Origin of the sequence: Aeromonas sp. HMWF017, assembly GCF_003061465.1 — a bacterium.
Lineage (GTDB): Bacteria > Pseudomonadota > Gammaproteobacteria > Enterobacterales > Aeromonadaceae > Aeromonas > Aeromonas veronii.
On the sequence record NZ_QAJD01000131.1, the window covers coordinates 43,477 to 55,647 of the forward strand.

Sequence of the window (12,171 nt, forward strand, 5' to 3'; positions counted from 1 at the left end):
CACGCCGGAGAGGGCCTGCATGCCCGCGTCGCTGTTGAACAGCTGCTCCAGCGAGGTGGAGGCCAGCTTCACGTCCCCCTTCATGGTCACCGCCTCACCGTTGAGCTTGGCGCTGAGATCGGCCAGCTCCAGGGTCGCACCACGTTTGAGCATCTTGTCCAGCGCCTGCTGGATGGCTGCATCTTCAACCCCCTTGCCACCGGCGGCCTGCAGCCCCTGATACCCTTCCAGATCCAGACCGTTGAGGTTGAGCGCCAACTTGCTGTCGGTCACCGCCAGGGTGTCGGTCTCGTTCTCCAGATCCAGCTTGGCAATTTTCATCTGATAGCTGCTGGAGAGGGTCTGGGCATCATCACCGGTCAGCTGAGTCTCGGTTGTCATCCCCTGCAGGGCGACCTTGACGCTGTCAGGCAGTTGTACCGTGAGGGCCGAGAGGGTCATCTCGCTCTGGGGCGAGAGGAGCACACCGCTGATCTCGGCAATGTCGGCACTCCCTTTCAGGTCGGCCAGCACCAAGTCCATCTTGCTCTGCTCTTCATGGACCGTCATCCCCTGCCAGGTCATGGTGAGGTGACCATTCCCCTCCAGATTGCCGTGGAACTCGCCGCTCAGGGGCAGGAAGCTGAACTCGTCCAGCCCCTGTTTGATCTTGAATTCATTGGCCCAGAAACGGCTGCTGTTACCCTGGGTCCAGAGACTGGTGACCGACTCCAGACCGAGTTCCCACTGCTCCATGCCCAGTGCGGTAAAGACTGGCGCCAGAGTGCCATTATGGGTATCGAGCAGGAAGTGGCTCTTGATGTATAGCGGCAGGATCTGGCTCTTGACCACCAGTTGCAACTCGATAGGCTGACTGCCCTCCAGCTCGCTGTCGATGGCAGCCAGCTCCTCCGGCGTCACCACGACCTTCAGGACCCCGTCACGGGTGAAGAGGTTGCTGCTACCCGGCTGCCACTGCATGTCGATACCGGTCTCTTGCTCTACCTTGGCGATCTGCTCCGCCATGATGTTGTCGAAGCTGTTGCCGGTGTACCAGCACGCAGCCAGACCACCACCTACCAGTGCCGCACCGACGGCGAGGGCCACTATCTTTTTCATATATCCATGTGTCTCCAGGGAGTTGTCACTGCACTCTACGGGGCGGACTCGGGGCTAGGCAAGTCCAATCAGATGGCGAGTCCACTTTCTTGCGGCTCGCCACAACATCACAGCAAGGGGCTGAAGAGATAGAAGATGTTCTCCATCGCCTTCTTGTACCAGGGGCGGGCCTGCCATTGGGCCAGGGTCATCGGGGTGGCTTCTGCCATATAGCCCTGTACCAGCCGGGTCATCTGGGCCACGAACGAGGGGTTATCCACCAGCAGGGTCACCTCGAAGTTGAGCCAGAGGCTGCGCCGATCCAGATTGACCGTCCCCACCAGAGCGAAGTCATCATCCACCAGCACGCTCTTGGTATGGAGCAGACCGGCATCGTAGCGGTAGATCTCCACCCCGGCCGCCAGCAGCTCCTCCATAAAGGCGTTGCAGGCGTAATTGGCCATGATGGAGTCGTTGCGTGCCGGCAACACCAGCTGCACCTGCACTCCGCGCGCCGCCGCCGAGCTGAGTGCGGCCGCCAGCGGATCGTCGGGTACAAAGTAAGGGGTCGTCAGCACCAGATGGCTGCGGGCCTGATAGATGGCCAGCAGCAGGCTCTGCTGGATGCAGTCGCCGCCGACGAAGGGGCCGGACGGGATCAGCTGGGCACGGTAGTTGGTCTGGGGCCAGGCTTCCGGCTCATGCTGCAGACTGTCGAGCAGCCGCTCGCCGGTCTCCATCTCCCAGTCCCAGACGAAGATCGACCACATCAGCGGCACCATGGGCCCCTGCACCCGGATCATGATGTCGACCCACTGGCCAACCCCGGCATCCTGTTTGAAGAAACGGGGATCCACCATGTTCATGGAGCCGGTGTAACCCACCCTGTCATCAATCACCACCAGCTTGCGGTGCATCCGCAGATCCTGACGCTGGAACAGAATACGCCAGGCGCCGACCGGCAGCACCTCCACCAGCTTGACCCCCGCCTTGCGCAGCTTTTTGGGCCAGTGGGAGCGGAAGAACTGTTTACTGCCCACCGAATCGAGCAGCAAGCGACAATCCACGCCGCGTTGCGCCACTTCAATCAGCGCCTCGCACACCTCGTCGGCATCGCCGCCCGGATGCCAGATATAGAACTCCAGATAGCAGGAGAGCGTCGAGCGACGGATATCCTGGGCAATCTCGCGCAAGATCCAGTCCGGCTTGTTGAGCAAGGTCATGCGGTTGCCAGAGAGCATCGGCATGGCGAGCCGTCCCTGGATGAGATCGTGCAGCGGCTGTGCCTTGGCACCCACTTCGCAGCAGTGTTGCGGGAACAGACGGGCCAGTTGCCGGATCCAGATAGCGTAAGGGCGATACATGGCCTGGGCGCGCTCGGCACGGCGGCGCCCCAGCTTTATTTCACCAAACAGCACATAGAAGCCCACCCCGGCAAACGGAATGGCATAGATCAGCGCCAGCCAAGCCAGCGACACCCCGATGGGACGGCGTTTCATCACCACCCGAAACGACACACCGGTAACAATCACGGTATGAAAAAGCAGTAGCAGCCAACCCAGAAAACGGGAAAACAGCAGTTGAAGATCGTGTTCCAGACCGTTAAACAACGGGGACTCCTTCTAATCGACAAACAGCGCGGTGGGCAGACCCCAACCGGCCGGGATGGTATGCTGTAAGGCAAATCCATTCTATCAGGTCGCACGCATGATCCTGCAATCTATGCTGCTCAGCCTGGCCATGCTAGGCCAAGGCTCATATGACATCAATGAGCAACAGATAAACCAGTACCTGCAATCTCAGGTGCAAGTCGACAAACAGCTGGAGCTGCCGGGCATCATCAAGGCCCATGTGACGCTTGAGCAGAGCGATGTACAGATCGGTCGCCAACGCCCCGATACCGCCCGGGTCTATGGCAAGGGCAAGCTCAAAATCGCCCTGCCAGACAATACCGAATATGACGCCCGCCTGCAGATGGCCTATGAGGCGAGGCCCCGCTATGACAAGAGCCAGAGCGCGCTGTTTCTCGATAACATGAAGCTGGTGGAGTACAAGCTGGAGCCGGAGGCGGCCGAGAAGAAGTTCGGACTGATGCTCAACATGCTGCTGCAGAGCATGGAGAAGCGGCTCGAGACCAAACCGGTCTACAAACTCAATGACAAGGATCCGGATCAGGCCTGGCTGAAGGAGAATCTGCTGGGGCTGGAGCTGTCACCGGGCAAGATCCACCTGCTGACCAAACCCCGCTAAACCGCTCAATTCAGGAGGGGCTGGGTGGTATCCCGTACCAGCAGCTCCACCTGATACCCCTGCTGCTGCTGCCGCTCGTAGAGGGAGAAAAGCGACCCGCTCAATTGATTGAGGGGCATATCGGCAAACCCGGCCTTGAGATAGAAAGGCTTCTCGAAGGGCAGCGCCTGACAGACCACAGGTTTGTCCAACAGACCGTGACAGGCGTGCTGCAGCAGCCGTGACCCCAATCCCAGCGACTGGTAGTGGGGCAACAGGCGAAAGCCGCACAGATGGTAAAACTCCTCCTCGTCCCGCAACCGTACCGCCCCCACCAGCCAGTGAGCATCACGCACGACAAAGATCCGCTCGGCCAGATCCGGCACATAGTGGGAAAACGTCGTCTCGTAATAGTCCCTGATAAGGGAGAGGTCGGCGTCGCAGTACTCTTCGAAAGTGAGTTCCATCGCCAGCTTGCTTGTCACAGACAAATCCTTTGATAATCAGTTATTAGTGCCAGATACGGTGCGCTAATCCGACCACATGACGCCAGCACGATAGCATGCCTTTCGTCAACAAAAAAGCGGACGTCGTGGGCAGCTTGCTTACCCGGTGGAAGAGGCCATGACCCACCGCCCGACTACCAAAACCGTGCTTTATGATGACAATCCTTTATTGCGGCGGATACTTTGATCCCGGTCACCGAATCGGATCATTTGCCCCCTGTTGGCAGCTTGTTCTGCCCTCGTCATGATGCTTTACTCAACATGGTCATCACAAGAAGGAGTATTAGGGTTGAAAGCATGGATGCTGGCAGGCCATATGTTGTTGATCCCCCTGAGCGGATGGAGCCAGACTCCCCCCCCCGCGGAGGTGATCTTCCTGACCACAGCTCCCTCCCCCTTGCGTCCGAGCAAAGATGCCACTCCCGCCTCACAACCCGACACCGCTCAAACAGCGGTAGTCGCCACCAACGGCAAGAAGCAGATCCAGGTCTATAAATCGGTGCAACAAAACGGGGTGGTTCGCTACTCCGACATGGCGCCCGAACAGGGCCATTACGAGCTGCTGCTGTTCAACGACTGCTTCGCCTGCGACCCCAAATCCAGCGTCAACTGGCAGACCACAGGGCTGTTTCTCTATGACTATGCCAGCACCATCAAGGCGGCCGCCAAAACCTATCAGGTTGAGCCGGCGCTGATCCGGGCGCTGATCCATGCGGAATCCGCTTTCAATCCGTTGGCGGTCTCCCGCAAGGGGGCGATGGGGCTGACCCAGCTGATGCCCGCCACGGCGCGGGAGTTGGGGGTCGGCAATGCCTTGCTGGCGGAGCAGAATATCTTCGGCGGGGTGAAATACCTGGCGGGACTGCTCAAGCAATATGATGGCAACGTGGCGCTGGCGACCGCGGCCTACAACGCCGGCGCGGGCGCCGTACAAAAACATGGCGGTATCCCGCCCTATGCGGAAACCCGTGCCTATGTGGAGCGCGTCCAGCTCCTCCACCTGCGCTACAAAGAGATGCTGCAGGCCAAAGGGCTCTGAGGTTAGCCTCAGTTAATGCTCTTTTCTTGCCCCTACAGAAACAAAAAACACGCCCGCAGGCGTGTCGATACCACACTTTGTTTCGCAAATGATTACTTCTGCTCAGTCGCCACCAGGCGATAAGCCAGCGCACCCAGAATGGCACCGACAATCGGGGCAACCCAGAACAGCCACAGCTGGCTGATAGCCCAGTCACCGACAAACAGCGCAACACCGGTACTGCGGGCCGGGTTGACCGAGGTATTGGTCACCGGAATGCTGACGAGGTGGATCAGGGTCAGGCACAGACCGATGGCGATCGGCGCGAAACCGGCAGGCGCACGGCTATCGGTGGCGCCCATGATGACGAACAGGAAGAAACCGGTCATCACCATTTCGCACACCAGTGCGGCAGTCAGACTGTAACCACCCGGAGAGTGCTCACCGTAGCCGTTGGAAGCAAAACCGGCAGAGAGATCAAACCCGGCCTGACCGCTGGCAATCACGTAAAGCACGGCAGCAGCGGCAATGCCACCCAGCACTTGCGCCACGATATAAGGCAGTACACCGGATGCAGGAAAACGACCACCCGCCCACAAACCTACGGTCACGGCCGGATTGAGGTGGCAACCGGAGATATGGCCGATGGCAAACGCCATGGTCAGCACGGTCAGACCGAAAGCCAGCGAGACCCCCAGCAGACCAATCCCGACGTGAGGGAAGGCAGCAGCCAGCACGGCACTGCCGCACCCGCCCAATACCAGCCAGAAAGTGCCCATAAACTCAGCAGCAACAGGTTTCACATTATTTCTCCCATTTGAGATAACACCGAACAAGACCCGAGAAGGGCCCATGCTTGAACAAGCGCAGCATTATGGGAGTGTGAATCCAGATTGCGAACCCGGCAGGCAGAGCTCACTGAATGTGATGTTTGTCACAATTAGTTGATTAGATAAGGGATTTATCATTAAGACAGCTGGCTGCACATCTCATACCCAAGGGCGTCATGCGACAACTTGTGACACCATTTAGCTCGAGTGCTCATCCCTTGAACGATAAAAACGGAGGCGTGGTCAGTCTCCTGCAGGGGCAAAACGGCTGACAACCTGCCCCTGATGCTCAATCCACTCCATAAACATGGCGACGGGACGGGCATAGACCTGACCATCCTGCTCGGATTGATAAATTACCAGCTGCTCCTGGGTTTCGGTATGCAAAGCCAGGGCAAGCACTTGATAGTAACCCCCCTTGAAGTGACGATAGCGGCCTGGAACGGGTGCTTGCATGGGAAAACCTCGCAGAAGTGAACGCCGATGAGCGAACCACATAAAGATGACACCATGAGTGCCATTCAACTCATCGAAAAGGGGGACGAAGACGATTTTTTACACAAGCCAATCGTGCCACAGGATCCTGATATTGCAACACAGTCAGGCAGCTTTGTTAATTCGTTCCCCATGTTTCACTAGTTAACCTTGGTTAGCACCAAAGATCGTGCTGAATTTAACGTTCTAGCAACCCTGTTTCAGGGCTAAAAATCAGGGAATTCTTCTAAAAAGAGGATTGTTCTAGCATTCAATTCTGTGAAGAATAGGGGAAAAGAAATTTGATACTAAAAATCGCCTTTTTCGCCAACGCGTCCCTGTGGGGAAGGAATCACTGTCACCATGTTCACAATCGACAAGTCGCACAAGCTCGACGATGTCTGCTATGACATCCGCGGCCCGGTGCATAAAGAGGCTCGCCGTCTCGAAGACGAAGGCCACCGCATTCTCAAGCTCAACATCGGCAACCCGGCCCCGTTCGGCTTTGATGCGCCGGAAGAGATCATCAAGGATGTGATCCTCAACATGCCGCTGAGCCAGGGCTACTGCGACTCCAAGGGGCTCTTCTCTGCCCGTAAAGCGGTGATGCAGTACTACCAGCAAAAAGGGATGCGCAAGGTCGATATCGACGACATCTACATCGGCAATGGCGCCAGCGAGCTCATCGTGATGGCGATGCAGGCGCTGCTCAACAACGGCGACGAGATGCTGGTACCCTCCCCCGACTACCCGCTGTGGACCGCCGCCGTCACCCTCTCCGGTGGCCATGCGGTGCACTACCGTTGCGACGAAGGGGCTGACTGGTATCCGGATCTCGATGACATCCGTGCCCGCATCACCCCGCGCACCCGCGGCCTGGTGCTGATCAACCCCAACAACCCGACCGGCGCCGTCTACGGCAGCGAGTTCCTGCTGGAGGTGATCGAGATCGCCCGCCAGCACAACCTCATCATTTTCGCCGACGAGATCTACGACAAGATCCTCTATGACGACATCTCCCACACCAGCGTTTGCACCCTGTGTGACGATGTGATGGTGGTGACCTTCAACGGCCTCTCCAAGGCATACCGCGCCTGCGGCTTCCGTCAGGGCTGGATGGTCATCACCGGCCCCAAAGGCCGTGCCCGCGGTTACATTGAAGGGCTGGAGATGCTGGCCTCCATGCGGCTGTGTGCCAACGTGCCGATGCAGCACGCCATCCAGACTGCGCTTGGCGGCTACCAGAGCATCAACGAGCTGATCCTGCCGGGCGGCCGCCTGCGCAAGCAGCGGGACAAGGCATGGGAGCTCTTGAACGAGATCCCGGGGGTCTCCTGCGTCAAGCCCAAGGGGGCGCTCTACATGTTCCCGCGCCTCGACCCCAAGGTGTATGACATCCGCGACGACCAGAAGATGGTGTTCGATCTGCTGCAGCAAGAGAAACTGCTGCTGGTACAGGGCACCGGCTTCAACTGGCCAGCGCCGGATCACTTCCGGCTGGTGTTCCTGCCCCGGGAAGAGGAGCTGGAGGATGCCATCGGCCGCCTCGCCCGCTTCCTCAAGGGCTACAAGCAGTAAGCAAGGCTCATGAAAAAGGCTCCCGCGGGAGCCTTTTTGTCATCTGTCGTTTTCTATCCGCACCATCAGCCGTGCAACAGGGCACCGGCCACCAGTACCGCCATGGTGATGAGAGCCACCCCGATGATAAAGGGCAGCACCCAGCGCACGAAGCGATCGTAGGGGATCTTGGCGAGCGCCAGACCCGCCACCAGATGGGCGGCAGTGGGGGCAAACAGGTTGATCCAGCCGGAGGCGGACTGATAGGCGGTGATAACCAGATCCCGGGAGATACCGGAAAAGTCCGCCAGCGGCCCCATCAGCGGCATGGAGACAGTCGCCAGCCCCGAGGTGGAGGGGATGAAGAAGCTCAGGATGATGTGCACCAGATAGGCCATCAGGATGAAGACCGACGAGGAGAGTCCGGTCACCAGCCCTTCAGCCCAATGCAAAATGGTGTCGATGATGACGCCCTGCTCCATCACCACATAGATGCCGCGCGCCACCGCCACCACCAGCGCTACCCCGATGAGATCCCGAGCGCCGCTCAGGAAGGTCGCCACATAGTTGGACTCCGGCATCCGGTTGATCAGCGCAATCAGAATGGAGGCGCTGAAGAAGAGGGTGGAGAGCTCGTCAAACCACCAGCCAAAGGTGGGCAGCGCATCGATCCCCAAATCCGACCAGGGCACCACCGCATAGATCATAAGCAGGAAGGTGCCGAAGAACACCAGCATGGTGAGCTTCTGCTTGCCGGTGAAGGCGAGGTTGCCGCTCTTCATCTGGGAGAACTCGTCGTCATAGACGATGTCGGCCAGCACGGAGCGGGACTTGTCCTGCTGCACCTGCTTGGCGTAACGCATCACGAACCAGGAGGCGAAGATCACCAGCAGCAGCCACTGGATGACCCGCAGGCCAATCCCCTCACCGATGGGGATACCGGCAAAACCGGAGGCAATGCCGGTGGCAAACGGGTTGACGGTGGAGGCGAGCACCCCGACCCCGGAGCCAAGCAGGATAATCCCCGCCGCCACCATGCGATCAAAGCCCGCCGCCATCATCACCGGCACGATCAGTGCCCAGAAGGCAACCGTCTCTTCCGCCATGCCGAAGGTGGAGCCGCCAAGGGCAAACAGGGCGATCAGCACGGGAATAAGCAGCCGCTCGCGCCCAGCAAAGCCGCGCACGATAGCGCCTACACCGGCATCGAGCGCACCGCTCTGCATGGTCACCGCCAGAAAACCGCCGATGATGAGCACGAACAGCGCCACGTCGGCCGCCTTGTGAAAGCCCTGAATGGGAGCCTTGAGCACCTCGAACACTCCTTGCGGGTGGGCGGGTAACTCGGTGTAGCTGCCAGGCACCGGCAACAGCCGCTCGTCGCCGCTGTAATCGGCCACGGCCGCTGCCGCAACCGGCTGCTGGGTCTTGGCGGTGACATAGTCATATTTACCCGCTGGCAGCACCCAGGTGAGGGCGGCCATCAGCGCGATGATGATGAAAAGCAGGGTATAAACTGTGGGAAGTTGGCGTTTCTTGGGCGCCTCGTTTGGAGTGGTCATAGCTTCCGTACCTCGGCAATGCCGTCTGTGATCCGATCAGCGCAAGACTAGCGGGTTTGATATGGGAAAAAGGTGATCGCTGATAATAAAATTCCGCAAATTAGCGGAATGTTTGCCAAAAAAACAGGGCCCCGCGGGGCCCTGTTTTCACTTGAGTCAGACTCAGAGCTCGACCACGTCGAATTTCACGTCCGGATTTACATCCGCATCGTAATCGACCTCGTCCAGACCGAAACCGAACAGGCGCAGGAACTCCTGCTTGTAGCCGGTGTAATCGGTCAATTCGGAGAGGTTTTCGCTGGTGATGGATGGCCACAGGTCGCGGCAGGTCTGCTGCACATCTTCGCGCAGTTCCCAGTCATCCATGCGGATGCGAGCCTGATCGTCCAGCGCCATGTCGGACGCGTAGAGACGGGTGCGCATCATGCGATCCACCTGCTCCATACAGCCCTCGTGAATGCCCTTCTCCTTCATGATCTTGAAGGCCATGGAGATATAGAGCGGCATCACCGGAATGGCAGAAGAGGCTTGAGTCACAACGGATTTGAGCACGGCCACGTGAGCGGTGCCGCCCTTGGCTGCCAGATCGCCACGGATGGCGGTGGCGGCGCGGTCCAGATCTTCCTTGGCGCGGCCCAGAGTGCCATGCCAGTAGATTGGCCAGGTCAGATCGGTACCGATGTAGGAGTAGGCCACGGACTTGGCGCCGTCAGCCAGCACGCCGGCATCACGCAGGGCAGCCATCCACAGCTCCCAATCCTGACCGCCCATCACTGTGATGGTGTTCTGGATCTCTTCCTCGTTCGCCGGCTCGACGGTGGCGGTGATGATCTGGTCCTTGTTGGTATCGATGGCGGTGGTGGTGTAGACCTCACCGATCGGTTTGAGGGCAGAGCGCACCACTTCGCCGGTTTCCGGCATCTTGCGCACCGGAGAGGCCAGGGAGTAGACAACCAGATCAATCTGACCCAGATCCTGCTTGATAAGCTCGATCACCTTGGCGCGGCACTCGTTGGAGAAGGCATCGCCGTTGACGCTCTTGGCGTAGAGGCCCGCCTCTTTGGCTGCCTTGTCGAAGGCGGCAGAGTTGTACCAGCCAGCGGTACCGGTCTTGGACTCGGTGCCCGCCTTTTCAAAGAAGACGCCGAGGGTGGCTGCACCGCTACCGAAGGCAGCCGCAATCCGGGAGGCCAGGCCATAACCGGTAGAAGCGCCGATCACCAGCACCTTCTTGGGACCATTCTCGATGGTGCCCTTGGCCTTGGTATAAGCGATCTGGCGACGAACATTGGCTTCACAACCGACCGGATGAGTGGTGGTGCAGATAAAGCCGCGAACCTTGGGTTTGATGATCATATGGGGTCTCGGATCCGTTTAATGGATGAAATCGGGGCATAAGATACCTCATCTTGCCGCGATAAGGTGCTCTGATGTGTTGAACTGCGGCAAAAATGGGCATCCGAAGATGGCAATCATGGTCCATGCCATGGTGCCACCTCACGGCAACTAGCAGGCAATGCGGGTGATATGGCCATCCTGCAGCTTATAGAAGGCATCTTGCGGCAACTCCTGTGACCAGGTCGCCTCATAGTCGAGATCGGCATAGACGCCACGCAGCATGGCACCGAGCAGACCGTGGGAGATGACGATGGCCCGCTCGGCGAGCGCGGGATCCTGCAACCATTGGTGTGCCCGGCGCTGAATGCTCTCGAAGCTCTCGGCCCCCGGTGCCTGCAGATACCAGTCCCCTTTGCCGGTATCGAGCTCGGGATGAGCGAGCCGCAGCACCGGGATCTGGCAGCTCTCCCACTCCCCCATCCCCAGCTCCATCAACCGATCGTCCCAGATGATGCGATCAGTTGACAGTCCCAACTGCTCGCACACCAGCAGCGCAGTCTGACGGGCGCGACCGAGCGGGCTGGCATAGACGGTCCAGCGGGCAGGATCCGCCAGTTCGGCGGCAAGGCGCCGCCCCATGGCGATGGCTTGCGCCTCACCCTTGTCGGTCAGCTCGGAGTTGCAACGCCCCTGCAGACGCTGCTCGGCATTGAAGCGGGTCTGGCCATGGCGCAGCAGATAGATGAGTCGAGACATGATTTCTCCAGCACGTTCAGAGAGATAGAAAAATAAAGGGGGAAGATGATAGCAGATGAGCCCGAAGGATGGCCCAAACAGAGAGGCTAAAACGGGCGTAAAAAACGGGTCAGGGCTGACCCGTTTGCTGCCAATTTGGCCCGAGTGAACCGGCTCAGCCCTTCTTGATCTCCCGCAGATAGCGGTAGATGGAGTGGACCGAAATACCGAGCTGGCGCGCCGCAATCTGGGCACTGTCTTTTAACTCGAAGATCCCCATGTCGTGCAGCTGATTGACGATAACCCGCGTCTTCTGGGAGGGAGGCACCGCCTCGTTGCCACGCACCTCGGCACTGACGGTGTCGATGGTGCTGTTGAGCGCTTCGTCGATGTTGCGGGCGAACACCTCCGGGGTGGCATGGCTCTCGTGGGGATGCATGCACTCCGGCATCATGGTGCGCAGCACGGATTGCAACGGGGCATCCATGTCGCTGTTGATACAGAGCAAGCCGATGGCCCTGTGCTCCCCGTTGCGGATCACGGTCGTGATGGAGCGCAGGGTCTTGCCGGTGGCGCACTTGGTCATGTAGGGGCTGGAGATATCCTGCCCGCTCTTGAGCTTCATCATCGCCAGGTTGGTGATGGGGGCGCCGACACTGCGGCCGGTGATATGGCCGTTGGCAATCTTGACGATCGAGGGATTGCGCGCATCCAGACTGTGGAGCAGCACTTCGGTGTGCTGACCATACATGGCGGCGATGCCATCCACTATGTTCTCCATCGACTTGAGGATCTCAAAATCGCTCGGACTCAACTCTTGCAGCTTCACAATGGGACCTTCTTGC

Annotated in this window: 12 protein-coding genes; 3 read left to right on the top strand and 9 right to left on the bottom strand. The window is 59.1% G+C overall.

Annotated elements, in window-relative coordinates; translation table 11 throughout:
- The coding region (locus DBR30_RS12825) for a DUF945 family protein (protein ID WP_108588376.1) at nucleotides 1–1,098 on the bottom strand (1,098 nt) is incomplete at its 3' end.
- Between the two features lie 107 nt (nucleotides 1,099–1,205).
- Complete coding sequence (gene cls, locus DBR30_RS12830; RefSeq protein WP_005361740.1) at nucleotides 1,206–2,687, bottom strand: cardiolipin synthase; 1,482 nt, start codon at nucleotides 2,685–2,687, stop codon at nucleotides 1,206–1,208.
- Between the two features lie 97 nt (nucleotides 2,688–2,784).
- Between cls and DBR30_RS12835 the strand changes: the two genes are divergently transcribed.
- Complete coding sequence (locus DBR30_RS12835; RefSeq protein WP_181363571.1) at nucleotides 2,785–3,327, top strand: DUF1439 domain-containing protein; 543 nt, start codon at nucleotides 2,785–2,787, stop codon at nucleotides 3,325–3,327.
- A 5-nt stretch (nucleotides 3,328–3,332) separates the two neighbouring features.
- On the opposite strand, the gene DBR30_RS12840 is transcribed toward DBR30_RS12835, so the two are convergent.
- Nucleotides 3,333–3,773: a GNAT family N-acetyltransferase gene (locus tag DBR30_RS12840; RefSeq protein WP_041980377.1), complete on the bottom strand. Its 441-nt coding sequence runs from the start codon at nucleotides 3,771–3,773 to the stop codon at nucleotides 3,333–3,335.
- Nucleotides 3,774–4,101: 328 nt separating this feature from the next.
- Here DBR30_RS12840 and DBR30_RS12845 point away from each other — a divergent pair, with 328 nt between their 5' ends.
- Nucleotides 4,102–4,851, top strand: coding sequence for a lytic transglycosylase domain-containing protein (locus DBR30_RS12845; RefSeq protein ID WP_375061768.1), 750 nt, complete (start codon nucleotides 4,102–4,104; stop codon nucleotides 4,849–4,851).
- 92 nt (nucleotides 4,852–4,943) lie between these two features.
- On the opposite strand, the gene aqpZ is transcribed toward DBR30_RS12845, so the two are convergent.
- Together aqpZ and DBR30_RS12855 are read right to left on the bottom strand one after the other, a co-directional pair.
- On the bottom strand, nucleotides 4,944–5,633 hold the full coding sequence (gene aqpZ, locus DBR30_RS12850; RefSeq protein ID WP_005334357.1) for an aquaporin Z: 690 nt from the start codon (nucleotides 5,631–5,633) through the stop codon (nucleotides 4,944–4,946).
- A gap of 270 nt (nucleotides 5,634–5,903) precedes the next feature.
- Complete coding sequence (locus tag DBR30_RS12855; protein ID WP_005334366.1) at nucleotides 5,904–6,116, bottom strand: DUF1653 domain-containing protein; 213 nt, start codon at nucleotides 6,114–6,116, stop codon at nucleotides 5,904–5,906.
- 381 nt (nucleotides 6,117–6,497) lie between these two features.
- Between DBR30_RS12855 and DBR30_RS12860 the strand changes: the two genes are divergently transcribed.
- Entirely contained in the window at nucleotides 6,498–7,712 is a 1,215-nt protein-coding gene (locus DBR30_RS12860) for a pyridoxal phosphate-dependent aminotransferase (RefSeq protein WP_005334367.1), read from the top strand.
- Between the two features lie 65 nt (nucleotides 7,713–7,777).
- Here DBR30_RS12860 and DBR30_RS12865 read toward each other — a convergent pair whose 3' ends face one another.
- The 4 genes from DBR30_RS12865 to DBR30_RS12880 all read right to left on the bottom strand — a co-directional run bounded on the left by DBR30_RS12865 (nucleotide 7,778) and on the right by DBR30_RS12880 (nucleotide 12,155).
- A complete protein-coding gene (locus DBR30_RS12865; RefSeq protein ID WP_108541957.1) occupies nucleotides 7,778–9,253 on the bottom strand; it encodes a YfcC family protein in 1,476 nt (491 codons plus the stop codon).
- Nucleotides 9,254–9,415: 162 nt separating this feature from the next.
- Nucleotides 9,416–10,609, bottom strand: a complete 1,194-nt coding sequence (gene fabV, locus DBR30_RS12870; RefSeq protein WP_108541956.1) for an enoyl-ACP reductase FabV — start codon at nucleotides 10,607–10,609, stop codon at nucleotides 9,416–9,418.
- 150 nt (nucleotides 10,610–10,759) lie between these two features.
- The gene (locus tag DBR30_RS12875) at nucleotides 10,760–11,347 is read right to left on the bottom strand and encodes a histidine phosphatase family protein (protein ID WP_108541955.1); all 588 of its coding nucleotides are present in this window, start codon (nucleotides 11,345–11,347) and stop codon (nucleotides 10,760–10,762) included.
- 154 nt (nucleotides 11,348–11,501) lie between these two features.
- A complete protein-coding gene (locus DBR30_RS12880; RefSeq protein ID WP_005334376.1) occupies nucleotides 11,502–12,155 on the bottom strand; it encodes a helix-turn-helix transcriptional regulator in 654 nt (217 codons plus the stop codon).
- Nucleotides 12,156–12,171: the final 16 nt, after the last annotated feature.